At 66.7% G+C, this 25,977-nt stretch carries 21 protein-coding genes; 14 read left to right on the plus strand and 7 right to left on the minus strand.

The window, feature by feature from the left end; genetic code table 11:
- Window positions 1-79 precede the first annotated feature (79 nt).
- On the minus strand, window positions 80-349 hold the full coding sequence (locus tag ACEN9G_RS28575) for a hypothetical protein (protein ID WP_413340411.1): 270 nt from the start codon (window positions 347-349) through the stop codon (window positions 80-82).
- A gap of 215 nt (window positions 350-564) precedes the next feature.
- Between ACEN9G_RS28575 and ACEN9G_RS28580 the strand changes: the two genes are divergently transcribed.
- On the plus strand, window positions 565-1,224 hold the full coding sequence (locus ACEN9G_RS28580) for a LuxR C-terminal-related transcriptional regulator (RefSeq protein WP_413340413.1): 660 nt from the start codon (window positions 565-567) through the stop codon (window positions 1,222-1,224).
- 156 nt (window positions 1,225-1,380) lie between these two features.
- Window positions 1,381-2,772 (plus strand): metallophosphoesterase family protein, encoded by a 1,392-nt coding sequence (locus ACEN9G_RS28585; protein ID WP_483127366.1) that lies wholly within the window; start codon window positions 1,381-1,383, stop codon window positions 2,770-2,772.
- A gap of 145 nt (window positions 2,773-2,917) precedes the next feature.
- Here the strand turns inward: ACEN9G_RS28585 and ACEN9G_RS28590 are convergent, their stop codons facing one another.
- Complete coding sequence (locus tag ACEN9G_RS28590) at window positions 2,918-3,418, minus strand: MarR family winged helix-turn-helix transcriptional regulator (protein ID WP_413345339.1); 501 nt, start codon at window positions 3,416-3,418, stop codon at window positions 2,918-2,920.
- Window positions 3,419-3,495: 77 nt separating this feature from the next.
- Here ACEN9G_RS28590 and ACEN9G_RS28595 point away from each other — a divergent pair, with 77 nt between their 5' ends.
- The 3 genes from ACEN9G_RS28595 (at window position 3,496) to ACEN9G_RS28605 (ending at window position 10,196) form a co-directional block, all read left to right on the plus strand.
- Window positions 3,496-4,833, plus strand: coding sequence for a chloride channel protein (locus ACEN9G_RS28595; protein ID WP_483127367.1), 1,338 nt, complete (start codon window positions 3,496-3,498; stop codon window positions 4,831-4,833).
- A gap of 52 nt (window positions 4,834-4,885) precedes the next feature.
- Window positions 4,886-7,720 (plus strand): bifunctional diguanylate cyclase/phosphodiesterase, encoded by a 2,835-nt coding sequence (locus ACEN9G_RS28600; protein WP_483127368.1) that lies wholly within the window; start codon window positions 4,886-4,888, stop codon window positions 7,718-7,720.
- Window positions 7,721-7,790: 70 nt separating this feature from the next.
- A complete protein-coding gene (locus ACEN9G_RS28605; protein ID WP_483127369.1) occupies window positions 7,791-10,196 on the plus strand; it encodes a penicillin-binding protein 1A in 2,406 nt (801 codons plus the stop codon).
- Here the strand turns inward: ACEN9G_RS28605 and ACEN9G_RS28610 are convergent, their stop codons facing one another.
- The 3 genes from ACEN9G_RS28610 to ACEN9G_RS28620 form a co-directional block, all read right to left on the minus strand.
- A complete protein-coding gene (locus ACEN9G_RS28610; protein ID WP_413339885.1) occupies window positions 10,197-11,063 on the minus strand; it encodes an SDR family oxidoreductase in 867 nt (288 codons plus the stop codon). It abuts the gene before it with no gap.
- A gap of 54 nt (window positions 11,064-11,117) precedes the next feature.
- Window positions 11,118-12,236: a mechanosensitive ion channel family protein gene (locus ACEN9G_RS28615; RefSeq protein WP_413339887.1), complete on the minus strand. Its 1,119-nt coding sequence runs from the start codon at window positions 12,234-12,236 to the stop codon at window positions 11,118-11,120.
- Between the two features lie 99 nt (window positions 12,237-12,335).
- Window positions 12,336-12,524, minus strand: coding sequence for a DUF3606 domain-containing protein (locus ACEN9G_RS28620; protein ID WP_413339889.1), 189 nt, complete (start codon window positions 12,522-12,524; stop codon window positions 12,336-12,338).
- Between the two features lie 155 nt (window positions 12,525-12,679).
- Here ACEN9G_RS28620 and ACEN9G_RS28625 point away from each other — a divergent pair, with 155 nt between their 5' ends.
- The 4 genes from ACEN9G_RS28625 (at window position 12,680) to ACEN9G_RS28640 (ending at window position 15,343) form a co-directional block, all read left to right on the plus strand.
- Window positions 12,680-13,003, plus strand: a complete 324-nt coding sequence (locus ACEN9G_RS28625) for a thioredoxin family protein (RefSeq protein WP_413339890.1) — start codon at window positions 12,680-12,682, stop codon at window positions 13,001-13,003.
- A complete protein-coding gene (locus ACEN9G_RS28630) occupies window positions 13,000-14,298 on the plus strand; it encodes an MFS transporter (RefSeq protein WP_413339892.1) in 1,299 nt (432 codons plus the stop codon). Before ACEN9G_RS28625 ends, ACEN9G_RS28630 begins: the two co-directional genes overlap by 4 nt.
- Before the next feature lie 20 nt (window positions 14,299-14,318).
- On the plus strand, window positions 14,319-14,729 hold the full coding sequence (locus ACEN9G_RS28635) for a GFA family protein (RefSeq protein ID WP_413339894.1): 411 nt from the start codon (window positions 14,319-14,321) through the stop codon (window positions 14,727-14,729).
- 119 nt (window positions 14,730-14,848) lie between these two features.
- Window positions 14,849-15,343, plus strand: a complete 495-nt coding sequence (locus ACEN9G_RS28640) for a hypothetical protein (protein WP_413339896.1) — start codon at window positions 14,849-14,851, stop codon at window positions 15,341-15,343.
- Between the two features lie 52 nt (window positions 15,344-15,395).
- Here the strand turns inward: ACEN9G_RS28640 and ACEN9G_RS28645 are convergent, their stop codons facing one another.
- Window positions 15,396-16,199 carry a DUF481 domain-containing protein gene (locus ACEN9G_RS28645; RefSeq protein ID WP_483127370.1) on the minus strand — a complete coding sequence of 268 codons (804 nt, stop codon included), beginning with the start codon at window positions 16,197-16,199 and terminating at the stop codon, window positions 15,396-15,398.
- Between the two features lie 283 nt (window positions 16,200-16,482).
- On the opposite strand from ACEN9G_RS28645, the gene ACEN9G_RS28650 reads away from it, so the two are divergent.
- Both ACEN9G_RS28650 and ACEN9G_RS28655 read left to right on the plus strand, forming a co-directional pair.
- Window positions 16,483-17,112 (plus strand): response regulator, encoded by a 630-nt coding sequence (locus ACEN9G_RS28650; RefSeq protein WP_413339897.1) that lies wholly within the window; start codon window positions 16,483-16,485, stop codon window positions 17,110-17,112.
- Window positions 17,113-17,422: 310 nt separating this feature from the next.
- Window positions 17,423-20,065, plus strand: coding sequence for a GGDEF/EAL domain-containing response regulator (locus tag ACEN9G_RS28655; protein WP_483127371.1), 2,643 nt, complete (start codon window positions 17,423-17,425; stop codon window positions 20,063-20,065).
- A 1-nt stretch (window position 20,066) separates the two neighbouring features.
- On the opposite strand, the gene ACEN9G_RS28660 is transcribed toward ACEN9G_RS28655, so the two are convergent.
- A complete protein-coding gene (locus ACEN9G_RS28660; protein WP_413339353.1) occupies window positions 20,067-21,359 on the minus strand; it encodes an NCS2 family permease in 1,293 nt (430 codons plus the stop codon).
- A gap of 174 nt (window positions 21,360-21,533) precedes the next feature.
- Between ACEN9G_RS28660 and uxaC the strand changes: the two genes are divergently transcribed.
- Genes uxaC through ACEN9G_RS28675 form a run of 3 tightly spaced genes read left to right on the plus strand, consistent with a single transcriptional unit; the run spans window position 21,534 to window position 25,975 of the window.
- The gene (gene uxaC / locus ACEN9G_RS28665) at window positions 21,534-22,928 is read left to right on the plus strand and encodes a glucuronate isomerase (protein ID WP_413339351.1); all 1,395 of its coding nucleotides are present in this window, start codon (window positions 21,534-21,536) and stop codon (window positions 22,926-22,928) included.
- A 10-nt stretch (window positions 22,929-22,938) separates the two neighbouring features.
- Window positions 22,939-24,537, plus strand: a complete 1,599-nt coding sequence (locus ACEN9G_RS28670; RefSeq protein ID WP_413339349.1) for a UxaA family hydrolase — start codon at window positions 22,939-22,941, stop codon at window positions 24,535-24,537.
- A gap of 10 nt (window positions 24,538-24,547) precedes the next feature.
- Complete coding sequence (locus ACEN9G_RS28675) at window positions 24,548-25,975, plus strand: tagaturonate reductase (protein ID WP_413339348.1); 1,428 nt, start codon at window positions 24,548-24,550, stop codon at window positions 25,973-25,975.
- The last annotated feature ends 2 nt before the right edge of the window (window positions 25,976-25,977 follow it).

A 25,977-nucleotide genomic window follows, 5' to 3' on the forward strand; every position in this document is an offset into this window, starting at 1 on the left:
CGCCGCCCGCTCATCGGGCAATGCCCGACGCTGGCGCCCGGAATGCAGATCGGCAAGAAGTATTGATGGTAACCATCAGTTAACGTCCTGCTGCTGGATCACCACTGGGATCAGGTTCGACGCCGGGCGATCGCTGTGGTTCAGCGGCGAGAATCCTCACAAATTCTTGCATGGCAGCATCCGCGAGCGTCAGGACGAGCGCGGAATAATAGCGGCGCCGACTGGGATCGAGCGTCACTTCGAGACCGATGGCGATGATCTCCGGGTGCATGCTCGCCGATGCAATAAGCTTTTTTCTTGACATGGCGCAATAATTTGCATGTAAGTTATTGAAAATGAACAAGGTCAAGCTTACGGCCTGATGCGATGCAGCATTTGACTTTAATCAAACCTCTCAACGGCTATGGGATATGCATGCAAAACTTCGCCGCATTGCAGCAATTTTGCGACAGTGAAGTTCGGTGAGAATCAATTTCAAAACGGTAAATTGACCAATGGTGACAATTGGTTAATCATGGATGTGTTTACTTAAACATTACTACCCATTAACCATACGGAGGCAGCATGATACAGATGCTGGTGGCTGATCGAAGCGAGACGATGCGGCTCGGTGTGTGTACGCTCTTTGCCAGGCAGGCGCGGGATACAGTGGTCCGCGAGGCAACAAGTCGTTCCGACCTGATCAGTAAATTACAAAGCGAGCAATATCACATCATCCTCGTCGATCCGGTACTCGCAGCCGGAAGCGAGGAGACGTTCCTGCGCCAAATCCGGGCCGTAGCGCCGCGCGCCCACGTCCTCGTGTATACCGAGCTGGACGAGCTTCACTTCGGCATGCGGGCGATCCGCTGCGGCGTGAAGGGGTACGTGATGAAAAGCCGTCCCGCCGATGAGCTTCTCGAGGCCGCAAGCCGGGTGAGCCTGGGAAAGGTCCATATGAGCGAGCGACTCGCCGAGGAAGTCGCATTGCACATGTGGGAAGGTAAGGATGAGTTGCCGCACGAGTCGCTCAGCGACCGCGAGTTCCTCGTGTTCGCCATGCTCGTCTGCGGTCGGAGCGTCAGCCGCATCGCGGCCGTGCTCAACCTGAGTATCAAGACGATCAGCACGCACAAGGCCAGGGCGATGGTCAAGCTGCGCTGCAAGAGCCTGAGCGACATGATCCAGTACAGTATCGCGAACAACCTGACGGACGTCTGTCGGGATCGCTGCACCGACCGGTAGCTCGCCCGGTCGACGCCCGGCCGCCACGGTGCCGACAGCACCGCCCGCCCGGCATCGACAGGCCGCTCACGATCGACGCGGGAATGCCGTCGAGCAGGGCGCCGACGGCGATGGCGCCGCCGCTGTGGTAGATTGCCGACTTTGCCCGGACCCTCCATGATCCATCCGATCCTGCGGCCGCTCGCCGTCGCCGCTGTCCTGACGGGCTGCGCGAGCCTGCCGTCCGAACCGCCGCCGGCCGCCGCCTTTGTCATGCTGGGCGCGGACGGCGCCCCGATCGCCCGCGCCGTCACCACGGCTTCCACCTGTCCCGCGATCACGATCGACGGCCGCACGGCGGCGATGGCCGTGCGTGCCCCTCGCGGCCCGATCCCGCTGCGCGGCAAGGACCACAGCGCGAGTTTTCATCCCGATGCCGTATCGGCCCCGGTGCTGTCGTGCGAGACCCCGCTTCCGCCCGGCGTAACACAGGTGAGTGTCGCCGGCCAGCCGCTGCCGCTGCCGGCGGCGGAGCTGAAACGCATCGTCGTGATCGGCGACACGGGCTGCCGCCTGAAGGGCAAGGAATTCCAGGACTGTAACGACCCGCAGGCGTACCCGTTCGCGCGCGTGGCCGCGAGTGCGGCCGCGTGGAAGCCGGACCTTGTCGTGCACGTGGGCGATTTTCATTATCGCGAAGACCCGTGTCCGGGGGACCGCCCCGGCTGCGCGGGCAGCCCGTACGGCTATGGCTGGGACGCGTGGAACGCGGATTTCTTCGCGCCCGCGCGCACGTTGCTGGCCGCGGCACCGTGGGTGATCGCGCGCGGCAACCACGAGTCGTGCGCGCGCGGCGGGCAGGGGTGGTGGCGCTTCCTCGACGCCCACGCCTACGACCCGGCCGCGAACTGCGACGACCCGGCGACGGACGAACAGGCAGACTACGCGGACCCGTATGCGGTGCCTTTGGGCGGCGGCGCACAACTGATCGTGTTCGACAGCGCGAACACGAACTGGCGCGGATTCAAACCGGGCGACCCGGCCATCGCGCGCTACACGGACACGTGGCGCAAGATCGAGGGGCTGGCCCGCCGCCAGCGCTACAACATCGCCGTCGACCACCATCCGCTGTACGCCTACGGCGCGCTGCGCGATGCACGCACGGGCGCCGTCACGCTGTTCGGCGGCGACGCCGGGCTCACGCAGGTGTTCGGCGCGCTCGATCCACGCCTGCTGCCGGCGACCATCGACGTCCTGCTGTCCGGCCACGTGCACCTGTGGGAGCAGACGAGTTTTACCAGCGATCACCCGACCCAGTTCGTCGCGGGTTTCGCCGGCACGGCGGAAGACATCGTCCCGCTGCCGCAGACGCCGCCGGCCGGGCCGCCGCCGGCGCCGGGTGCGGTGCTCGAGGCGATGAGTTCGTGGATCGACGGTTTCGGTTTCATGACGATGGAGAGGACGGGCCCGGATGCATGGCGCGTGATCGTCCACGACCGCGACGGCAAGGAACGGAATACCTGCACGGTGGAGGGCCGGCATTCCCGTTGTGCCGAACCGCGGGTCTGATGTATTGCCACAAATGTGATTGCCTTCAATACACGTTTTATGTGACAATGAACCTGTGAGCGGGGTTGCTTGTTGCAGCCTTCGCGATCAGCGATGAGGATACCAAAGTATCTCTTGAGCCCGTGGCTTGCCGCGGGCTTCTTTTTTACATCTGCGACAACAGCACGTTCGCACTGGCTTCATCCGCCTCGAGCAGGGCGATCAGCTTGGACAGGTCGTGCTCCAGCCGCGCCAGCGTGTCGGCATCGAGCGCGGACAGGGCGTCCGGCAGCACGCCGGTGAAGGGCAGGGGCGCGGTGCGCAGGACATCGGCACCCGCCGGCTGGATGCGCAGCGACACGCTGCGCCGGTCCGTGCCTTCGCGGCTCGTGGCCACGAGGCCGCGCTCGACGAGGCTCTTGATCAGGTTGCTGGCGGTGGACTGGTGAATGTCCAGCTCGCGCGCCAGTTCCGTCACGCCGATGCCGGGACGGCGGTCGATGACAGACAGTGCCCATAGCTGGGCGCCGCCGACGCCCGCTTCGCGCTCGACCTGGCGGAAATGGGTTTTGACGGAATTGAAGACGACGCGGAACTGGCGCAGCACGCGGGTGGACGGCGCCAGGGACGACTCGGAAGCCGCATTGGTTTCGGAAGACGAGGACATGCAAGAATGATAGCGGAAAACCCGAAAGGCCGCCGGAATATGATATTCAGGCAACGATATCGAAAGCGGGTCAAACCATGAACACGGCACCGGACCTGCGCCGCGAACTGGGCGACTGGCGCCTGTGGACTGTGCGCGGCATCGTCGTCCTGCTCTCCGCCGCGGCGGGCCTGACGGTCGTCGGTTTTACCTGGCTGGCCGAGGCGGCCTACGGGCGTTTCGCCGCGCTGCGCGCCCTCGCGTGGTGGAGCCCGCTCATCTGGACCCCGTTATGCACCGCTGCGGTCGTCTGGTGCACGCGCCGCTTCGCGCCCGGCGCGGGCGGTTCCGGCATCCCGCAGGTGATGGCCACGCTCGACACGAAGGTCGGCGAGGCCGAGCGCGGCCTGTTCGTTTCTCTGCGGCTGTCGGTCGCCAAGATCCTGCTGACGGCCGGCGGCCTGCTGGGCGGCCTGTCGCTCGGACGCGAAGGTCCGTCCGTGCAGATCGCGGCCGGCGTCATGCTGCAGGCGCGCCGCCTGATCCCGGCCGGCAGCGCCGTCGGCGTCGACGGGCTGCTCGTCGCGGGCGGCGCGGCGGGCATCGCGGCCGCGTTCAACACGCCGCTCGGCGGCGTCATGTTCGCCATCGAGGAACTGGCGCGGGCGCCGGAACAGCGCTCCAGCGGCCTGATCATCGCAGGCATCGTGCTGGCGGGCCTCGTCGCCGTTTCGGCACACGGCAACGGCGCGTATTTCGGCGTCATCCACGCACCTGCAATCGGCATGGACCTCCTGCTGCCGGGCCTGCTCGTCGCCGTGCTGTCCGGCCTGGCCGGCGGGCTGTTCTCGCGCCTGATGATCGCGTCGCTGTCCGGTGCCAGTCCCGACCGCGTCAGCCGCTGGCGCGCACGCCGGCCCGTGCTGTTCGCGGCCGCGTGCGGCCTCGGCGTCGCGCTGATCGGCATCGCGACGGGCGGCGCCGCGTTCGGTTCCGGCTACGCCACCACGCGCACGATGGTGGAGGGCAGTGCGGCAATGCCGTTCGCCTATGCGCCCTTCAAATTCCTCGCGACGTGGCTGACGACGTGGTCCGGCGCCCCGGCCGGCATCTTCGCGCCGTCGCTCGCGATCGGCGCCGCGTTCGGCAACGACGTCGCGCTGCTGTTATATGGCATGCAGGTACCGGCGCTGATCGCGCTGGGCATGGTCGGCTTCCTCGCGGCCGCCACGCAGGCGCCGCTGACGGCCTTCATCATCGTGATGGAGATGGTGGACGGCCACGCCATGGTGCTGAGCCTGATGGCGTGTGCGCTGATCGCATTTGCCGTCGCGCGCCTGATCAGTCCGCCTCTTTATCCGACCCTCGCGCGGCTCCAGCTGGGCCGCGTACCGGCCCCGAACTTGGCGCCGGCACAACCGCCGACGGCAGACTGAGGCGGCACGGAAATAAGCCACGCCCGCATGTCCAAATGCGCTAGCATGGGACATGCTGACACGGAAAGTGCGCCTCGGCCGCGCCCGCGCGCGGCCCCCGACTCCTGCCGCGGTGCTGACACTGCTGGCGGGACTGGGTCTTACTGCCGTGCTGGTCGTCGGGATGGTCAACGCGGAACGCGAACGGGCCCGCTCCGAATTCCTGCAGCGCGCGGAAATCCGCAACGCCACCGTGACGCGCAGCTTCGGCGACGCGCTCGACGTGCTGCGGGCGGCCAACGCCCTGTTTTCCTCCGTGGGCATCGCCAGCCGCGACGAGTTCGGCGCCTTTACCCGGCCGCTGCTGGCCAGCCATCCTTACCTGCAGGCCGTCGTGTTCCACCGCATGGTGGCAAGCCACGAGCGCGCCGCGTTCGAGGCGGCGAACCAGCGCTTCCGGCCCGGCTTCGAGATCCGCGAACGCCGCGCGAACGGGAACAGGGTCACGCTCGTGCGCGCGGCGCCGCGCCCGCGCTACCTCGTCGTCGACTACATCGAGCCGATGGCGGGCAATGAGGTCACGCTGGGCTACGACGCCTTTTCGTTCGCCCAGCAGGGCTCCACGTTCATGCGCGCCATCGACACGGGCCAGCCGGCGTCCAGCCTCATGGTGCCGTTGCTGCAGCGCGGCGGCCATCTCGGCTTCATCTTGATGATGCCCGTATACCGGCGCGGGGCGGCGCTCACGAACGCGGCCGCGCGCAGCGCCGCGGCGCTGGGCGACACGGCCGTCGTGATCGACGTCGCCACGCTGGTTAGCACGACGCTCGCCAAATCGAACATGTTGGCGCGCAATGGCCTCCGGATCGAGTTGACGGGCCGCGGCCTCGACGGCCCGCAGCGCGCCTTTCTGCACGACGCGCTGGACCGCACGAGCCGGCCCGCCTGGCACGCGTGGCTCGGCGACGCCGTCTTCACGAACCGCCACACGTTCGAGGTGGCCGGGATGCCGTGGGAGCTGCGCGTCACCGGGCGCTCAAGCGAAATGGCGGGCAGCGCCGGCGCCCTCATCGCGCTCGTCCTCGGCTGCCTCGTGAGCATCGCCACGTCCGCGTACGTGCAAAGCCGCGTCAAGCGCACACGCCGCATCGAGGCGCTCGTCGAAAGCCGCACGGCCGACCTGCACGACGCCCTCGACGCGCTGCGGCTGTACCGGCGCGCCATCGACGCCAGCGCGAACGCCATCATCCTCGTGAGCGCGACGCGGCCCGGCTACCCCATCGAGTACGTGAACCCGGCGTTCGAACGCATGCGCGGCGTGACGGCGTCCGAGGTGGTCGGGCGGGGCCTGCTCGACCTGGGCAACCGCGAACCCGACCAGGCTGGCGTGGCCGAACTGCGCGCCGCGATCCGCGAGCGGCGCGAGGGCCACGTGTCGATGCGCCTGCTGCGGCGCGGCCGCGAGGACATGTATGCCGAGGTGTATATCGCGCCCGTCAACAACGAGGACGGCGTGACGACGCACTTCGTGATGGCGCAGTACGACGTGACGATGGCCAAGCGCTACGAGGCCGAGCTGGAGGCGCGCGCCCGCTTCGACACGCTGACGGGCCTCGCCAACCGCGCGCTGCTGCACGATCGCATCGACAACGCGATCAACCTCGCGGCCGGGCGCGCCACGGTGTGGGTGGCGGCGCTGGACCTCGACCACTTCAAGTTCGTCAACGATACGCTGGGCCACGACGCCGGCGACGAATTGCTGAAGGCCGCCGCACAGCGCATCAGCGCGGCTGTCGGGCGCACGGACACCGTGGCCCGCACGGGCGGCGACGAATTCGTGCTCGTGCTGCCGGGCCGCGAGAACGAGTCCGACGCGGCGGCCACCGTCAACGCCGTGCTGCAGGCGCTCGCCCACCCGCTCGAGCTGCATGGGCAGGACCTCGTCCTCACGGGCAGCGCCGGCCTGGCCGCGTTCCCGGCCGACGGCACCGACGCCGCCGCGCTGATCCAGCACGCGGAAGTGGCCATGTACCGGTCCAAGGAACTGGGCCGCAACATGGTGCAGTTCTACATGCCGACGATGAATGCCCGCGCCCGCGAACGCCTCGCGCTGGAAGGCGCGCTGCGCAGCGCGCTCGTGCACGACGAGTTCGAGCTGTACTACCAGCCGCAGGTCGACCTGGAGACCGGCGCCGTCGTCGGGCTGGAAGCGCTGATCCGCTGGCGCCATCCGAGCCTGGGCATGGTGCGGCCCGACCGCTTCATCAACCTGGCCGAGGAGACGGGCCTGATCGTGCCCATCGGCGCGTGGGTGCTGCGCACGGCGTGCCGCCAGAGCCGCGCGTGGCAGCATGCCGGACTGGGTCATTTACGCATCGCCGTGAACCTGTCGGCACGCCAGTTCGCCGAACCGAACCTCGTGCGCGAGATCGCCCGCGTGCTGGACGAGACGGGCCTGTCGGCGGGCTGCCTCGAAGTGGAGATCACGGAAAGCCTCGTCATGGGCGACGTGGAAAGCGCGATCCGCACGATGCGCGAACTGAAGCAGATGGGCGTGCAGTTGTCGATCGACGATTTCGGCACCGGCTATTCGAGCCTGTCGTACCTGCGCCGCTTTCCCGTGGACGTGCTCAAGATCGACCGCAGCTTCGTGCGCGACATCCCGTTCAGCGAGGACGACGCGGCGATGGTCGCGGCCATCATCGAGCTCGCGCGCGGCCTCCACATGCGCGTGATCGCCGAGGGCGTGGAAACCGAAGCGCAACTGGACTACCTGCGCCGGCGCGGCTGCGACGAGGTGCAGGGCCACGTATATGCACAGGCGGCGTCACGCGCCGACGTCGAGCGCCTGCTGCGCACGGGGCGGCACATGATACCGCATGACGCGAACGGTATGAGCGTGCGCTAACCGAAAGTCAGCGGGCCGTCGGCTATACTTGTGCCGCCATTGACAAGCTAGCTGACAGGAAGAAACGAGAGTGGAAGACCATAACGAGGGCAAGGGCTGGAACGGACGCGAACGCAGGATGATCGACCGCGCCGGGGCCCGCGCCAGGCAAGCCTATGCGCGGGCGCACGGGCACCTGATGACCAAACCGCCGCACCTGCGCTGGCTGTACATCGCCGCCGGGCTCGCACTGCTGCTCGTGACGCTGTTCGCCGTCTGGATCGCGCTGCTGTTTCCGCTCACGCCCGGCATCGAGGACGTCAAGCAGGCCCGCGTGGCGCGGCCCACCGTCGTCGTCTCGGCCGACGGCCGCCAGCTGGCCAGTTTCGAGCAGGGCATCCAGATGAAGGTGCCGCTGTCGGCCGTGTCGCCGAACGTCGTCAATGCCCTCATCGCGACGGAGGACCACCGCTTCTACGACCACCACGGCGTCGACTTCACGCGCATCGCCGGCGCTGTTGTCGCCAACCTGAAGGGCGATGCGCAGGGCGGCTCGACGATCACCCAGCAGCTTGCGCGCAACCTGTTCCGCGACGAGATCGGCCGCGCGCGCAACATCAACCGCAAGCTGAAGGAACTCATCACCGCCTTCAAGATCGAGAACACGTACAGCAAGACGGAAATCCTCGAAGCCTACCTGAACACCGTCCCGTTCCTGTACAACACGTACGGCATCGAAGCGGCCGCGCACACGTACTTCAACAAGACGGCCGCCCAGCTGAACGAGACGGAAGCGGCCACGCTCGTCGGCATGCTGAAGGGCACGGCCTATTACAACCCTGTGACGAACCCGGAACGTTCGCTTGCGCGCCGCAACGTCGTGCTGGGGCAGATGCTGAAGGCGGGCGCCATCGACGAGGCCAGGTACCGCCAGCTCGTGAAACGGCCGCTGCGCCTGCATTTCGCGCGCATGGCGGAACGCAACGGGAAGGACGACCATTTCACGGCCTATGTGCGGCGCTGGCTCGTCGACTGGGCCGAGAAGCACGACGCCGACCTGCAGCAGGACGGCCTCGTCGTGCAGACGACGCTCGACTACGACCTGCAGCAGGCCGCGCAGCGCGCCGTCGAACGCCAGGCCGGCGCGCTGCAGGCCATCGCCGACGTCGACTGGGCCCATTCCTGGCCGATCAACGCGACGTCCACGCAGACCTATGTCGACATGCGCGACGGCGTGAACCCGTTCGAATACTACTGGCAGTCGCACGGCGAACTGCTGGAGACGTTCATCCGCGAATCGTCCGACTACCGCAAGGCCGTCGACGGCGGCGAGAACCCGGTCGCGGTCCTGAAGAAGCTGAAGGCGGACCGCAACTTCATGCGCCAGCTGAAGGCGTCGAAATCGCGCCTGGAGGCGGGCTTCCTCGCGATGGACCCGACGACGGGCGAGATCAAGGCATGGGTGGGCAGCCGCGACTTCGAGAAGGAGCAGTACGACCACGTGGCCCAGGCCGCGCGCCAGCCCGGCTCCACGTTCAAGCCGATCGTCTACGCCGCGGCGCTGGAAAAGGGCATCGCGCCGGACCACGCCTACCTGGACGCTGTCACGACGATCCGCTTCGACGACGGCACCGTGTGGCGCCCGACGGACAACAGCGGCACAACGGGCCGCCAGCTGACCATGCGCGATGGCCTCGTCTATTCGAAGAACACGATCACGGCGCAGGTCGTGCGCGACATCGGCGTGGCGCCCGTCGTCAAGCTGGCGCAGGACCTGGGCGTCCGCACGAGCAAGCTGGCGCCCGTGCCGTCGATCGCGCTGGGCTCCAGCCCGGTCACCCTGCTGGAGATGGTCAACGCGTATTCGTCGATCGCCGCGCAGGGCGAATACCGCAAACCGGTGTTCGTGCGCCGCATCACGGACCGCAACGGCCAGGTGATCGCCGATTTCGCGTCGCAGACGCCGCAGCGGGTGCTGTCGCAGGAGTCGGCCATCACCCTGATCGACATGATGCGCGGCGTGATCAACCGCGGCACGGGCACCGGCATTCGCTACCGCTTCGGCATCACGGCCGACGTGGCCGGCAAGACGGGCACCACGCAGAACAACGCGGACGGCTGGTTCATCATGATGCACCCGAACCTCGTCGCGGGTGCGTGGGTCGGCTTCAACGACAACCGCGTCACGATGCGGTCGAACTACTGGGGGCAGGGCGGGCACAGCGCGATCCTGCTCGTGGGCGACTTCTTCAAGTCCGCGCTCGACAGCGGCAAGATCAGCGGCGACGCGCTGTTCCCGGGCGGACGCAAACCCGAACCCGTGACGCGTCACGCGGAGCCGCCGCCCGAGGAAGACATGGAAGAGGGCGGCGACATGCAGCAGGAAGGCGGCCCGCCACCCGACACGCCGCAGCCGCCCGAGAATGAACCGCCGGCGCCGCCGCAGCCGGAACTGCAGCAGGAAGGCATCACGCTGCCGCCGCCGAACGATGCGTGATCACAGGATCGGGGTGCCGCCCGTGACCGGGATGCGCGCCCCGGAAATGTAGCTGGCTTCGTCCGACGCCAGCATCACGTACACGGGCGCCACCTCCACCGGCTGGCCCGGCCGCTTCATCGGCACCTGCTGGCCGAAGCGCTCTACCTGGTCCGGCGGCATCGTCGACGGGATCAGCGGCGTCCAGATCGGCCCCGGCGCGACGGAGTTCACACGTATCCCTTTTTCCGCCAGCAGCTGCGCGAGGCCGGCCGTGAAGTTGGCGATGGCGCCCTTCGTGGTCGCATACGGCAGCAGGGTCGGCTTCGGATTGTCCGAGTTGATCGACGTCGTGTTGATGATCGACGACCCGGGCTTCATGTGCTTCACGGCCGCCTTGCAGATGTGGAACATGGCCGAGATGTTGACCGCGAACGTGCGGTCCCATTCGTCGTCCGGGATCTCGTCCAGCGACTCGCGCGTCATCTGGAACGCCGCATTATTCACCAGCACGTCGATGCGGCCGAATGCCTGTACCGCGCGGTCGACGATGGCGCGGCAGTGGGCGGGATCCGCGATGTCGCCGGGGACCAGCACCGCTTTCCGGCCGGCCTCACGTACGAGGCGTTCCGTCTCGCGCGCATCGTCATGCTCGTCGAGGTAGGAAATCAGCACGTCGGCCCCTTCGCGCGCGAAGGCGAGGGCGACGGCGCGGCCGATGCCGCTGTCGCCGCCCGTGATGACGGTGGCCTTGTCCTTGAGCCGGCCGTGGCCGACATAGCTCGTCTCGCCGTGGTCCGCTTTCGGCGTCAGTTGCGCCTCGTGGCCGGGCGGCGTCTGTTGTTGCGCGGGTTGATGTTGCTGCATCGTGACCTCCTGATCGAACATTGGAGGCTCGGATGATAGGGCCGGACGCCGGGAGGCGGCGTCCGGTTCCGCTGGTCAATGCATGGGCCGGGCCTGCGGGGGCGCGGGGACCTCGCTGCGCGCGTCGTTGGCGGCCGGTTGCCGCAGCAGCAGTTCCTGCGCGCGCGGCGCCGTCGAGATGTCCAGGTCGCGCAGCAGCTGCATCGTCTCCAGCAGCACGGCCTGCTGGGTCTGCAGGTACAGGCCGTAGTTGGCATCCGTCAGGTTGTAGACGATGTCGTATTCCAGGTAGTTCTGGTCCATCGTCGTCAGGTTGACGTGGTCGAGTTTCACCTTGTCCCTGGCCGCGATGATGGCGCCCACCCGTTCCGGCAGCTGCGCCGCGAGTTCGTGCGGCGTGGCGGGATTGATGCGCAGGGTGTACTGCACGCGCCGCGTGTTCTGGCGCTTGAAGTTGTGAACCGTCTTGCGCAGGAGCTCCGCGTTGGCGATCACGATCTGCTCGCCCGACAGCGCGCGGATCCGGGTCGTCTTGAGCCCCACGTGCTCGATCGTGCCGAAGAATTCGGGCACCGAGATCGCGTCGCCCACTTCGAACGGCTTGTCGGTCGCGATCGCGAGGGACGCGAACAGGTCGCCGAGGACGTTCTGCACGGCCAGCGCGATGGCCACACCGCCGATGCCCAGGCTCGCGACGAACGTCGTCACGTTGATGCCGAGGTTGGACAGCATCGCCAGCAGGAACACGGTCCACACGCTCCATTGCAGCGCCCAGATCATCAAGGTGTGCGCGACGGTGACCTGGTCGTTTTCCAGGCCCTTGCCGTGCACGCGGAAATAGCGCCGCGCCGTCACGGCGATCGCGTGGTGCAGGTACAGGGCAAGCTGCGCGCCGAGCGTGATGAACCACAGGTGGCCGATGCGCTGGTTCCACGGCGGCGGCAGGTCGAGCATCGACACGCCGATCAGGATCGAGGTCGCGAGGATGGCGAGGTTGCTCGTGCGCGCGAGCGTGTGGCGCAGGACTTCGACGATGGGTTTATGGGCCCGCTCGTCGTCGAACTGGTCGAGACGGCGGCGGAACAGGCGCACGGCGCCGTGGATGGCGATGAAGCTGACGACGGCCGCGGTCAGTGCCACGGCCGCATTGGTCCAGCTGATGTCGAGGTTGGAGAAATAGCCGCGGATAGTCATCGGGCTCCTTTCGAAAGGACGGGTTGCGCGGGAGCACGCGCGAAAGGATAGCGCCCGGCCGGCGGGGCCGGGCGGGCGTCGGGCAAGGTACTTACCGGATCAGTGACGGGTGCCGCGCAGGTGCTGGCGAACCGCCTCGGCGCTGCTGCTGCCGGCGTCCTTGACGGCCTTCGCCAGCTCTTCCTCGGTCACGCCCAATTCCTTGGTCCAGTACTGGACTTCCCATTTTTCGTGCAGGTTGATGCGCGTGCGGTCCTGCTGGCCGCGGTTTTGCAGGTTATCGGACATGATGGCCTCCTTGGTCGATACAAGTGCAGGATGCCACCGGTCCCGGCCATATTCCGTTCGGTGTTTCACGTTGTGGCCGCCTTAAAAGCGGCCTGGACTTACTCCAGCGGCATGTTTTGTTGTAGGCTAGCGTGATCGACAACATGGAGACATGCATGAGCAAACCCTATGACACGGCGCAGCCCGAGCGCGGCGCCATCGACGCGCTGCCCGGCGTGGTCGCCCTCGACTTCGGCACGAACTGGTGCGGCTATTGCCAGGCGGCGGCCAGCCTCATCGACGACGCGCTGGCACCGTACCCCGGCGTCCAGCACATCAAGGTCGAGGACGGCCCCGGACGCAAGCTGGGCCGTTCGTTCAAGGTGAAGCTGTGGCCGACCGTCGTCGTGCTCAAGGATGGACACGAAGTCGCGCGCGTCGTGCGCCCGGTCGCGAGCAGCGAGCTCGCCGACGCGTTGTCGCAGGCCGGTGCCGCATGACCGGTACCGCGACGCACACCCCACAGAACCGCCCGGCGACCGTCCTGTTCGCCAGCCTCATCGGCACCACCATCGAGTTCTTCGACTTTTATATCTATGCCACGGCCGCCGTGCTCGTGTTCCCGAAGCTGTTCTTCCCGGCCGGGGATCCCGCGGCGGCCACGCTCCAGTCGCTGGCCACGTTCGCCATCGCCTTTTTCGCGCGCCCCGTCGGCTCGGCCGTGTTCGGCCACTTCGGCGACCGCGTCGGGCGCAAGGCCACGCTCGTGGCCGCGCTGTTGACGATGGGCCTGTCCACCGTCTTCATCGGCCTGCTGCCCACCTATGCCACCATCGGCACGGTGGCGCCGCTGCTGCTCGCGCTGTGCCGCTTCGGCCAGGGCCTCGGCCTGGGTGGCGAGTGGGGCGGGGCCGTGCTGCTGGCGACGGAAAACGCGCCGCCGGGCAAGCGCGCGTGGTACGGCATGTTCCCCCAACTGGGCGCGCCGATCGGCTTCTTCCTGTCGAGCGGCGTGTTCCTGCTGCTGTCGCAGACCCTGTCCGATGCCGATTTCCTGCGTTACGGCTGGCGGATTCCGTTCCTGGCCAGTGCGCTGCTGGTCCTGGTCGGCCTGTACGTGCGCCTGAAGATCACGGAAACGCCGGATTTCCAGGCCGTGCTCGATCGTAACGAGCGCGTGAAGCTGCCCGTCGCGGCCGTGTTCGCGAACCACACGCGCGCCCTCGTACTGGGCACGCTCGCCGCGCTGGCCACGTTCGTCGTGTTCTACCTGATGACCGTGTTCGCCCTGAGCTGGGGCACGTCCGCGCTGGGCTATTCGCGCCAGACCTTCCTGCTGCTGCAACTGGGCGCCATCGTCTTCTTCGGCCTCACGATCCCCATCGCCGCCGTATTGGCCGACCGCCACGGCCGGCGCGCCGCGATGATCCTCGTGTCCGTCGGCCTGGCACTGTTCGGCCTGCTGTTCGGCCCCCTGTTCGGGTCCGGCCAGCTGACGCTCGTGGCGTTGTTCCTCGTGCTGGGCCAATGCCTGATCGGCCTGACGTATGGCCCGCTGGGCACCTTGCTGTCGGAAATGTTCCCGCCCGAGGTGCGCTACACGGGCGCATCGCTGACGTTCAACCTGGCGGGCATCCTGGGCGCCTCGCTCGCGCCGTACGTGGCAACATGGCTCGCGACCAACTACGGCGTGCAGACCGTGGGCTGGTATCTGAGCGCAGCGTCCGTCATCAGCCTCGCCGCGTTGCTACTGACGGCGCCGGCAAGCAGCGGAACGCCGGCCACGGCGCGCTGACACGACGACGGGAGAGGGCGATGGGCCTGCAGGGCGGATGCATGTGCGGCGCGGTGCGTTACGAGGCGTCGGGAAAGCCTTTCAACGCCACGCTGTGCCACTGCGTCGATTGCCGCCGCGCGAGCGGTGCGCCCGCCCTCGCGTGGTTCAGCGTGCGCCGCGACGCCCTGCGCTGGACCCGCGGCAGTCCGGCCCGCAACGCATCGAGCCCCGGCGTCGAACGCCTGTTCTGCGGCCAGTGCGGCACGCAGCTGACGTGGCACGGCGCCGGCGCCGCCGACGAGATCGACGTCACGACGTGCAGCCTGGACGATCCGGACGCCGTACCGCCGGCCGACCATACCTTTGCGTCCCAGCAAGTGCGCTGGCTGCATCTCGCGGATGCACTGCCACGTTACGCCAAGACACGCTCCGGTGGACTAATGTGTTGAAATATTGACACAATAAGTGTCGTATTTACCAACGCAATTACAATAAAATACACAATCGTCCACACGAAACGATAGCAAATCGCTAAAATTCGGTTTCAACAATTTATTTGGAGAACTTCATGTTCAAGTATGTCCTGCGTTTCGCCACCGGCGCCGTCCTCATGTCTGCCGCGCTCTGCGCTTCCGCCGCTCCGGCCACGTACAAGGACTTCAAGGTGTCCGGTGTGCTGCAGGAAATCCCGGGCCCGTCCGCCCGTTGCGCATCCAACTTTGGCGGCACCATTCTCGGTTTCGGCACCAGCAGCCTGGTCGGCAACAAGGTCACGTTCCTGGCCACCGACTGCATCACGCCGAGCGGCACGTCGTACACCTTCAGCGAAGGCAAATTCCTGATCACCACGCTCACCGGCGAACTGATCTTCGCAAACTACAGCGGCCAGTTCGTGCCGACGGGCGTGGGCACCAAATTCGTGTTCAGCAACGCCACGTTCCAGGTCACGGGCGGCACCGGCCGTTACGCCAAGGCGACGGGCGGCGGCGACATCACGGGCGGGGAAGATATGGCGACGGGGCAGGGCACGATCCAGCTGAGCGGGCGTATCCTGGCGAAATAAACCAAGGGGGAAGAACAAAGGAACGGCCGGGATATCCCGGCCGTTTGTGTTTTCAGAACGAGTACACGAGCGTCAGCGACGTCTGCGTATCCGTATTCTTCTTGTTGTCGGGCACGTTCGTATCGCTGCGCGCGCTGAACGCGGCCTTCATCTGCATCGTGCCGTTGATCTTGGTGGACAGCGCCGTCTCGGCGATCGAGTGCATGTTCGACGTGCCCCGTTCCACGCTGACGCTCTGCGAAAATGCCGCGGACGGGCTCACGCGCCAGCGCAGCTGGGCCGCGCCGCGCACGGTCATGCCGGATTCGACGCCGCCGGCCGCGTTCTCGCCGTGGAAATAACCCGGACCCACTTCGACGTCGACGGTTTCATTGTCGCGCTTGAGGAGCTGGGTGCCGTAGCCGACGCCGACCGACGAATAGCGGGTGTAGGCGCCGAACTTGTCGTTCACGTGCGAGCCGAGCAGGAAGGCACGGTTGCCGTCTTCCAGCAGCTTGAACGCCGCCTTCGCCGACACCTGGTAGCGCTCGGCCGAGCGGGTGCGCGTCGTGGAGCCGTCGTCGTTGTGCGTGACGTCTTCCTTGAAATAGCCGCTGACGATGTATTCGTTGCTCCAGTTCGCCATCTCGTGGCGCGCATCGATCTTGCCGGTCACGGACGTGCCTTCGGTATTGCCCGAGGTCGTGATCGCACCCAGCTCGGCCGACGTGTACCAGTTGCTGCCTTCCGGTATCGCCATCGTCGGCGCCTGGGTGAAGTAACTGGACGACGGCACGCTGCTGTCGAGGTCGTCCGGAGCGGCCATCGCCGCCCCCGCGCCGGTCATTGCCAGCACACAAAGCATCAGAGATTTCATAGGCATCGGGTTGGCTGCCTTCCGTCGCCATCGGGAGCGATGCGCAGCCTGTCGTTCACGGATCATCTGCGGCAGGCCGAGCCTGCCGGCGGAGGCGACATTGTAGCCCAAAGCGCCCGACGAAATACTTTCGCGTAGAAAATTTACATATTTATCTGGAGAAATGCCTCAAAATCTGGTGCAATTGTTAACTGATCAAAGATTGTGTTTGCATTCGTGCGTAAACGTTGCCTAGAATGCTTGCTTTGCCGAAATACCGGCTTGCATGTAAGAAGGAAGCATTTTGATCAGGCTAGTCATCGCCGACGATCATGAACTGATCCGCGAAGGAATCAAGAAGATCGTACGGCCCTGCGCCGACCTAAAAATCGTCGGCGAAGCCGCGGACTTGAAGCAAGCGATCGCCCTCATCGCCCAGGTTCGCCCAGACGTCGTGATCCTGGACCTGACACTGCCCGATTACGACGGGCTGGACGGCCTCGTCGAACTGCGGCGCCATTTCCCCGACCTGCGGGTCGTGATCCTCAGCATGCACGCCGAGGAGAAGTTCGCGCTCGCCTCGCTGCGCGCGGGTGCGCTCGGCTACGTCTCCAAGGCGATGGCGTCTGCGGAACTCGTGGAAGCGGTGCGCCGCGCAGCCACGGGCGGCACATGGCTGGGGCCGCGGGTGGGCGAACTGCTCGCGCTCGAAGCGCGTCCGGGTGGGCGTCCCCCGCACCACAGCCTGACGCCGCGCGAAGCGGAAATCGTCGCGCTGATCGGTTCCGGTTTGCAAATCAAGCAGGTCGCGGCCGAGCTGGGCATCAGCATCAGCTCCGTCAACACCTATCGCACCCGCATCTTCCGCAAGATGGGGCTGTCGACGAACGCGGCCCTCATCCGCTACGCGCTCCAGCACGGCCTCGCCGGCTGAGCTTTTACGTTGCCATACGGTAACAATGTGTCTGAGCAATTGTCATAGAATTCGTGACAGGCTTCTTCGCGTTTTCCTACCCTAAATTGTGTCGCGCCGGAGCGGAACGCGGCCAGGCGCCGTCAAACCGGCGCCGAACCGGTTCGCTCGTAATGACGTTCGTTGTCATGGACAGACCTACTACGAATGTTAATGCTTAGCCATCTTAGCTAATATCAATGCAAGTTCTGACGGCCGGGGTGTGCGGTGCACCGGCCACCGACTGTATGACATGACGGCACGACCGCCCAACAAACGCGGCGCGAACAAGATGACAACAACGCACAAGAGAGAGAACGCCCGGGGACCCTATGAAATCCTCGTGGCCGAGGACAGCCCGACACAGGCCGAACACCTGGCCCGGGTGCTGGCGCACGACCCGGACTGCCCCGCGCGCGTGCGCGTGGCTGCCGACGGCGAAGCCGCACTGCAAATGGCGCGTGACATGGCGCCCGACCTGGTCGTCAGCGACATCGCCATGCCGCGCATGGACGGCTATGCGCTGTGCCGCGCCCTGAAGGACGATGCGGGGCTGGCCGCCGTGCCCGTCCTGCTGCTGACGCGCCTGACCACGCTGCAGGACATCGTGCGCAGCCTTGAAGCGGGCGCCGACGGCTTCCTGCCCAAGCCGTACGATGCCGACCAGCTGCGCGACCGCGTGCGCCGCATCCTGCAGGGACGGGACGCGGGCGACCCGGCGCGGCCGCTGGAAGTGATGGCGGACGAGCGGCGCCGCATCTACGAACTGCTCGTGGCCACCCACGAGGACACCCAGCGCCTGAATACGGACCTCGCGCGCATGGTCGATTCGCTCGCGCTGCTCGGCCGGATCGCGAGCGCCCTGAACGAGGCGGCCGGCGAGGCCGACGTGGCGCGTGCCGCACTGGATCACCTGATCAGGCTCCCGGCGCTCGCGGGCGCCGCCATCAGCACCGCCGCGCCCGACGGCGCCGTGCGCGTGCTCGCGCAACGGGGCGAGGGGCCCGTCCCCAGCGCCTGCACGTGCGCGGACGGCCGCGCGGGAGACGACCCGGCGCAGCTTTGCCTGCCGCTGCTCGCAGGGACGCGCCGGCTCGGCGAATTGCACGCGCGCGCCCGGCACGACGCATTCAGTAACGAAGATCGCGAGCTGCTGGCCGGCGTGGCGCAGCAGATCGCACTCGCGTTGGAGCGCGCGCGCCTGTACACGCGGGCCGAGGCGCTCGTCGTCGAACGGACGAACGCGCTACGCTCCGAGCGCAACCGCCTGTCCGCCATCGTGGAGACGGCGGGCACGCTCGTGCTCATGACGGACCCGGAAGGCCGCATCGTGACGTTCAACCGGGCCTGCGAGGAATCGCTCGGCTGGCGCGCGGCGCAGGCCATGGGGCGGCACTACTGGGAGGTGGTGCGCGGCGCCGCCGACCCGGAGGTCGTCCGGCACATGTTCGCGGGCCTGGCCGAGGACCCGCAGCCGCAGCGGCTGCAGGGTGAATGGGTGACGCCCGACGGGCGCACGCGCAGCATCGTCTGGACGCACACGCTGCTGCGGCGCGAGGACGGCAGCGTCGAATTCGTCCTCGGCACCGGCATCGACGTCACCGCGTTGCGCGGCGCGGAGCAGCGGCTGCACTATGCCAGCAACTACGACGCCGTCACGGGACTGCCGAACCGCGACCTGCTGCGCGACCGCCTGCGCCAACTCAAGGCACAGGTGCAGGCCCAGGCCGGCCGCCGCGTGCTCGGCTTCATGCTCGTGCGCTTCGGACGCATGGCCCTGATCCGCGAGGCGCTGGGACCCGGCGCGGAACAGGCCCTGCTGCAGGAAGCGGCCGCGCGCCTGCGCGCGGTGGGCAGCCAGGACATGGCCGCCAGCTTCTCGGAAGGCGCGTTCGCGCTGGCCCTGCTGCGCACCGACGCCGACGAACTGGCCGCCAGCGCACGCCGCGTGCTGGCCGCGCTGGGACAACCGTACAGGTATCAGCACGACGAATTCCACCTCGACCCGAGCGTCGGCATCGCGATCTATCCGAACGACGGCGTCGCGTACGATACGCTGGCGAGGGGCGCCGAAACGGCGCTGCGCCAGGCGGCCGACGGCGTCGGCCAGCGCTACGCGTTCTACCGACCGGAACTGAACCGCGACGCGAACGAGCGCTTCAAGCTGGAAAACGCGCTGCGCCGGGCGCTCGAACGCCAGGAGCTGGAGCTCCATTACCAGCCGCAGATCGCCGTCGACGGCAAATCGATCGTCAGCGCGGAGGCGCTGCTGCGCTGGCGCCATCCGGAGCGGGGCCTCGTGCCGCCGAACGACTTCATCCCGCTGGCCGAGGAATCGGGCCTGATCGTCGAGATGGGGGAATGGGTACTGCACAAGGTCTGCTGCCAGTTGCAGGCCTGGCGGCGCGCGGGCCTGCCCGTCGTGCCGGTGGCCGTGAACCTGTCGGCGCACCAGTTCGACGAACGCATCGTGGGCACGGTGCGGCGCGTACTGGACGACTGCGGGCTCGAACCGGGCCTGCTCGAACTGGAACTGACCGAGAGCGCGTCGATGGCCGACGCGGACAAGAGCATCGCGCTGCTGGCGCGGCTGAAGGGGATGGGCATCCGGCTCGCCATCGACGATTTCGGCACCGGCTATTCGAACCTGAACTACCTGAAGCGGTTCCCGGTCGACCGCCTGAAGCTGGACCGCTCGTTCGTGCGCGACCTGGAGACGGATGCCGACGACCTGGCGATCGCACGCGCCGTCGTCGCGATGGCACATGGCCTGCGGCTGTCGGTGGTGGCGGAAGGGGTGGAGACGGCCGGCCAGCTGGCTTTGCTGGCCGACCTCGGATGCGACCTCGTGCAGGGCTGGCTGTTCAGCCGCGCCGTGCCGGCGGACCAATTCGCGCAGCTGCTGGCGGCCGGGCGCATGCCGGCCGCCGCGTAGTTCAGCTTCCGATATAGACGATCTTGAAGGCGAAGAGGGCCGCGATCACCCAGATCACCGGCTTGACTTCGCGCGCGCGGCCGGTGGTCAGCTTGAGCAGCGCGTAGGTGATGAAGCCGAACGCGATGCCTTCCGCGATCGAGTAGGTGAACGGGATCACGAGCGCCGTGATCGCGGCCGGAACCGCTTCCGTCGTGTCGTTCCACTCGATGTCGCCCAGGTCGCGCAGCATCAGGCACGCGACGAACAGCAGCGCGGGCGCCGTCGCGTACGCGGGCACCACGCCCGCGAGCGGGGCGATGAACAGACAGGCCAGGAACAGCACGGCCACGGTCAACGCCGTGAGGCCCGTACGGCCGCCGGCCTGCACGCCCGACGCGCTTTCGATATAGGCCGTCGTGCTCGACGTGCCCAGCACCGAGCCGGCGACGATCGCGGCGCTGTCCGCCAGCAGGGCCTTGTTCAGGCGTTCCATCTTGCCTTCCACGAGCAGGCCCGCGCGGCTGGCGACGCCCATCAGCGTGCCGGTGGCATCGAACAGCTCGACGAGGAAGAACACAAGCACCACGTTCAGGATGCCGACGCCGAGGGCGCCCCTGATGTCCAGCTGGCCGAAGGTCGGCGCGATCGACGGCGGGGCCGAGACGAGGCCGTGGAACGTGTTCCCGCCGAAGAAGAACGAGAGGATCGTCACGACGACGATGCCGATCAGGATCGCGCCGCGCACCTTGAGGCGGTCGAGGGTGACGATCAGCAGGAAGCCGAAGACGGCCATGATGGCCTCCGGCTTGTGCAGGTCGCCCGCCTGCACGAGCGTCGCCGGGCTGGCCACGACGATGCCGGCGCTCTTCAGCGCGATCAGCGCGAGGAACATCCCGAGGCCCACCGTGATCGCCACGCGCAGCGAACGCGAGATGCCGCCCACGATCATCGCGCGCAGCCCGAACACGGAGACGAGGATGAACAAACAGCCCGACACGAACACGGCGCCCAGCGCCGCCTGCCAGGGCACCTTCATGCCCAGCACGACGGCGTAGGCGAAATAGGCGTTCAGGCCCATGCCGGGCGCCATCGCGATCGGGTAGTTGGCGTACAGGCCCATCACGAGGCTGCCCAGTGCCGCGACGAGGCACGTCGCGACGAACACCGCGTCCTTCGGCATCCCGGCGTCGCCCAGGATCGTGGGATTGACGAAGATGATGTACGCCATGGTCAGGAACGTGGTGACGCCGGCGAGGATCTCGGTCCGCGTGTCGGTGCCGCTCTGGCGCAGTTTGAAAAATGAGTCGAGCATTCTTGGATCCATTATTGTAGTGATGGCCGTGAGCGTTGTATCCATGCGTCACGAGCCGATGACCGAAGCATAACATCCGCACCAACGGCCGCGAAGGCACAAAGTCCTTGCACTGGTAATATATTAGGCCTACCATCCTGATATATCAGATTAGACACCAAGGAGCTACACGCTATGACCGCCTTCATGGACCAGGATTTCCTCCTCACCACCGACGTCGCCCGCAAGCTGTACCACGACGTTGCCGCCGACCTGCCGGTCATCGACTACCACTCGCACCTGCAGCAGGGCGAGATCGCCGAGCGCAAGAAGTTCCGCAACATCGCCGAGCTGTGGCTGGGCGGCGACCATTACAAATGGCGTCTGATGCGCACGGCGGGCGTGCCGGAGGAGTACTGCACGGGCGACCGCTCGGACAAGGAAAAATTCCTGGCCTTCTGCAAGGTGCTGCCGCTCGCCATCGGCAACCCGATCTATCACTGGAGCCACCTGGAGCTGCGCCGCATTTTCGGCATCGACCTGGTCATCAACGAAAAGAACGCGGAAGCGATCTGGGAACAGGCGAACGCGAAACTGGCCGGCATGGACACGTGGACGTTCCTGGAGCAGGCCAAGGTGGAAATCGCCTGCACGACGGACGACCCGGCCGACGACCTGCTGCAGCACGCCGAGATCGCGCAATCGGCGCTGAAGACCCGCGTGCTGCCGGCCTACCGTCCGGACAAGGCCATGCGCATCAATAACCCGGGCTTCGAACAATACGTGGCCCGCCTTGCCGACGTGTCCGGCGTGAAGATCGATTCGTTCACGTCGTTGATCGCCGCGCTGGCCAACCGTGTGGAATACTTCCATGCGCGCGGCGGCCGCATTTCGGACCACGCGATCGACATCCCGCTGCCGACCGTCGCCGCGACGGCCGACCAGCTGGACGGCCTGTTCGCCAGGCGCATGCGCGGCGAGCTGCTGGGCGACCTCGAACAGGCGCAATACCTGCGCGGGCTGCTGGAGGCGATCGGGGGCGTCTATGCGAAATACGACTGGACGATGTGCTTCCACATCGGTGCCATGCGCAACAATAACCAGCGTATGCTGGAGACTTTGGGTCCGGATACCGGCTACGATTCGATTTCCGATATGACGACGAGTAACGGCCTCGTGGCGCTGCTGTCTGCGCTCGACTCCCGTAAACAGCTGCCGAAGACGATGCTGTTCAACCTGAACCCGGCGATGAATGAAGTGCTGTCGACGATGATCGGCAACTTCCAGGACGGCAGCGTGGCCGGCAAGGTGCAGTTCGGCCCGGCCTGGTGGTTCAACGACCACAAGCTGGGCAACCTGAACCAGATCCTCGCGTTCGGCAACCACTCCGTGCTGGGCATCTTCGTGGGCATGGTGACGGACTCGCGCAGCTTCGCGTCGTACCCGCGCCACGACTACTTCCGCCGCCTCGTGTGCCGCCAGCTGGGCGAATGGGTCGCCAGCGGCGAGTATCCGGAAGACTACGATGCGCTGGCGACCATCGTGCGCGGTATCTGCTACGAAAACGCCAAGAACTACTTCAAGCTCTGATTGGGCAACCATGCAAAAAGTAATCTGCATTCACCCGGACGACAGCATGCTGGTCGCCCTGACCGACCTGGCGCCGGGTGATGTCGTGACGTGGAACGGGGAGAACATCCTCGTCTCCACGCCTGTCAAGACCAAGCACAAACTGGCGCGCCGCGCCTTCGCCGAGGGCGAGCTGCTGTCCATGTACGGCGTCGTCGTCGGCAAGGCCACCCAGCCGATCCGCAAGGGGGAAGCCGTCACGACGGACAACCTCGCGCACTACGCGTCCGAGGTGGAGATCGGGGAATCGAAGCCTTATACGTGGACGCCGCCCGACGTCTCGGACCTGAACGATGCGACATTCGACGGCATCGTGCGCGCGGACGGCCGCGTGGGCACCGCCAATTACTGGCTGATCTTCCCGCTCGTGTTCTGCGAGAACCGCAACGTGGAGCACCTGCGCAATGCGCTGGAAGGCCCGCTGGGCTATGCGACCAACGACCTCGCTTCCTTGACGTTCCAGCTCCTCGGGGAGGACATGGAGGCGCCGAAGCCGCTCGTGCGCCCGTTCCCGAACGTGGACGGCGTGCGCATCATCACGCACAACGGCGGCTGCGGCGGCACGCGCGCGGACGCGCGCTCGCTGTGCAAGATCCTCGCCGCGTATGCCGACCACCCGAACGTGGCCGGCATCACCGTATTCTCGCTGGGCTGCCAGAACGCGCAGATCGGCATGTTCAAGGATGCCCTCGCGAAGCAGAACCCCGACTTCGCCAAGCCCGTGCTGATCTACGAACAGCAGCAATGGGACAGCGAAGAAAAGATGATGAAGGCGGTGCTGCAGGACACCCTGACGCACCTGAAGGAAGCGAACAAGGTGCAGCGCCGGCCGATGCCGCTGTCGCACCTGAAGATCGGCGTGAAATGCGGCGGCTCGGACGGCTTTTCCGGCATTTCCGCCAACCCGGCGATGGGCTATGTGTCGGACATGGTCGTCGCCGTCGGCGGTTCGTCGATCCTCGCGGAATTCCCGGAACTGTGCGGCGTGGAGTCGTCGTTGATCGAACGCTGCGTCGAGGACGACGACAAGCGCCGCTTCCTCGGCATGATGCGCGACTTCGAACAGCGCGCGCTGGCCGTCGGCACGCATTTCGCCGACAACCCGAGCCCCGGCAATATCCGCGACGGCCTGATCACGGATGCGATGAAATCGGCCGGCGCCGCGAAAAAGGGCGGCACGTCGCCGATCGTCTCCGTGCTGGACTACGGCGAGCAGACGGACAAGCAGGGCCTGGCACTGCTGTGCACCCCGGGCGGCGACGTCGAATCCGTCACCGGCATCGTGGCGTCGGGCGCGAACGTCGTGCTGTTCTCGACGGGCCTCGGCACCCCGACCGGCAACCCCATCGTCCCCGTGCTGAAAATCTCCAGCAACAGCCGCGTGGCTGCCAAACTGTCCGACCTGATCGACTACGACTGCGGTCCGATCATCGAAGGCAAGCCGCTGCCCGAGGTGGCGAAAGGCCTGTTCGACATGGTCGTGGCGACGGCGGGCGGGCAATACAAGTGCAAGGCCGACCGGCTGCAGCAATACGACTTCATTTTCTGGAAACGCGATATTTCGCTGTAAGGGCATACCCATGACTCAACTTCGTCGTACCACTCCGTTCGCACTGCCGGTCAAGATCCTGCAGTTCGGGCAGGGTAATTTCATGCGCGGTTTCTTCGACTGGCAAATCGACCTGCTCAACGAGCGCACGGGCCTGGATGCCGGCGTCGTCGTCGTGCGCCCGCGCGGCGGTGGCTCGGCCCCGCTGCTGGACGTGCAGGACGGCCTGTTCACCGTGCTCGTGCGCGGCCTGGACGAGGCGGGGCTGCCCGTGAAGCAGTACCGCAAGGTCGAATGCGTGCAGCGCGAGATCGATCCGGCCACGATGTATGCCGACTACCTGGCCCAGGCGAGCAATCCGGACCTGCGCTTCATCGTCTCCAACACGACGGAGGCGGGCATCGTCGTCAACGACACCGATGGCCAGCCCGACGCGCCGCCCGTGACGTTCCCCGCCAAGCTCACGCAACTGCTGTTCGCGCGCTACCAGGCGTTCGACGGCGCACAGGACAAGGGCCTCATCCTGCTGCCGTGCGAACTGATCGACAAGAACGGCGAAGCGCTGAAGAACGCCGTGCTGCACTATGCGCGCCTGTGGGACCTGCCGGCCGGCTTCGCCGCGTGGATCGGCGACGCTTGCACGTTCTGCAGTACGCTCGTCGACCGCATCGTCACCGGCTACCCGGCCGCGGACGCCGCGCAGATCGAGCAGGAACTGGGCTACGCGGACCCGTTCCTCGTCGCGGCGGAGTACTACTACCTGTTCGTGATCCAGGGCCCGGCGGCGGTCGGGGAAGAGCTGAAGCTGGCGGGCGCGGACCTCAACGTGAAGCTCGTCGACGACATCACGCCGTACAAGAAGCGCAAGGTCGGCATCCTGAACGGCGGCCACACGACGCTCGTTCCGGTCGCGCTGCTGGCCGGCCTGGAAGCGGTCGGTCCGGCCGTCGACGATGCGCAGGTGGGCGCGTTCCTGCGCGCCGCCATCGATGACGAGATCATCCCGGCGCTGGAGATGGACCGCGTGGAACTGGAAGCGTTCGCCGCAGACGTGCTGCGCCGCTTCCGCAATCCGGCCATCCACCACCGCCTCGCGGCGATCGCGCTGAACAGCTGGAGCAAGTTCGCCGCGCGCGTGCTGCCGCAGCTGCTGCGTTACGCCGAACTGCACGACGGCCGCCTGCCGCGCCGCCTCGTGCTCGCCATGGCCGCGACGATGGTGCTGTACCGCGGCGGCGTCATCGACCTCGCGGACGATCCGGTCACGCTGGCCTGGTTCAAGGCAGGCTGGGACAAGGTCGCCAGCGGCGCATGGACGCTGGACGACCTGGCCAGCGGCTGGCTCGCCCACGGGGCGCTGTGGGGCAGGGACCTGAACGCGGTGCCGGGACTGGCTACGCAACTGGCCGCGAACCTGCGCGACATCGAACAGCAGGGCATCCGCGCACTGCTGGCGTAAGG

Source organism: Massilia sp. Masssp94 (assembly GCF_059491305.1).

What these genes read in the sequence shown, in the direction of transcription:
- ACEN9G_RS28610 (WP_413339885.1), bottom strand. Translation starts at nt 11,063, where the DNA reads ATGTTCGATCAGGAGGTCACGATGCAGCAACATCAACCCGCGCAACAA.
- uxaC (WP_413339351.1), top strand. Translation starts at nt 21,534, where the DNA reads ATGACCGCCTTCATGGACCAGGATTTCCTCCTCACCACCGACGTCGCC.
- ACEN9G_RS28640 (WP_413339896.1), top strand. Translation starts at nt 14,849, where the DNA reads ATGTTCAAGTATGTCCTGCGTTTCGCCACCGGCGCCGTCCTCATGTCT.
- ACEN9G_RS28600 (WP_483127368.1), top strand. Translation starts at nt 4,886, where the DNA reads ATGCTGACACGGAAAGTGCGCCTCGGCCGCGCCCGCGCGCGGCCCCCG.
- ACEN9G_RS28645 (WP_483127370.1), bottom strand. Translation starts at nt 16,199, where the DNA reads ATGAAATCTCTGATGCTTTGTGTGCTGGCAATGACCGGCGCGGGGGCG.
- ACEN9G_RS28620 (WP_413339889.1), bottom strand. Translation starts at nt 12,524, where the DNA reads ATGTCCGATAACCTGCAAAACCGCGGCCAGCAGGACCGCACGCGCATC.
- ACEN9G_RS28615 (WP_413339887.1), bottom strand. Translation starts at nt 12,236, where the DNA reads ATGACTATCCGCGGCTATTTCTCCAACCTCGACATCAGCTGGACCAAT.
- ACEN9G_RS28590 (WP_413345339.1), bottom strand. Translation starts at nt 3,418, where the DNA reads ATGTCCTCGTCTTCCGAAACCAATGCGGCTTCCGAGTCGTCCCTGGCG.
- ACEN9G_RS28670 (WP_413339349.1), top strand. Translation starts at nt 22,939, where the DNA reads ATGCAAAAAGTAATCTGCATTCACCCGGACGACAGCATGCTGGTCGCC.
- ACEN9G_RS28585 (WP_483127366.1), top strand. Translation starts at nt 1,381, where the DNA reads ATGATCCATCCGATCCTGCGGCCGCTCGCCGTCGCCGCTGTCCTGACG.
- ACEN9G_RS28580 (WP_413340413.1), top strand. Translation starts at nt 565, where the DNA reads ATGATACAGATGCTGGTGGCTGATCGAAGCGAGACGATGCGGCTCGGT.
- ACEN9G_RS28675 (WP_413339348.1), top strand. Translation starts at nt 24,548, where the DNA reads ATGACTCAACTTCGTCGTACCACTCCGTTCGCACTGCCGGTCAAGATC.
- ACEN9G_RS28625 (WP_413339890.1), top strand. Translation starts at nt 12,680, where the DNA reads ATGAGCAAACCCTATGACACGGCGCAGCCCGAGCGCGGCGCCATCGAC.
- ACEN9G_RS28660 (WP_413339353.1), bottom strand. Translation starts at nt 21,359, where the DNA reads ATGCTCGACTCATTTTTCAAACTGCGCCAGAGCGGCACCGACACGCGG.
- ACEN9G_RS28635 (WP_413339894.1), top strand. Translation starts at nt 14,319, where the DNA reads ATGGGCCTGCAGGGCGGATGCATGTGCGGCGCGGTGCGTTACGAGGCG.
- ACEN9G_RS28630 (WP_413339892.1), top strand. Translation starts at nt 13,000, where the DNA reads ATGACCGGTACCGCGACGCACACCCCACAGAACCGCCCGGCGACCGTC.
- ACEN9G_RS28655 (WP_483127371.1), top strand. Translation starts at nt 17,423, where the DNA reads ATGACAACAACGCACAAGAGAGAGAACGCCCGGGGACCCTATGAAATC.
- ACEN9G_RS28595 (WP_483127367.1), top strand. Translation starts at nt 3,496, where the DNA reads ATGAACACGGCACCGGACCTGCGCCGCGAACTGGGCGACTGGCGCCTG.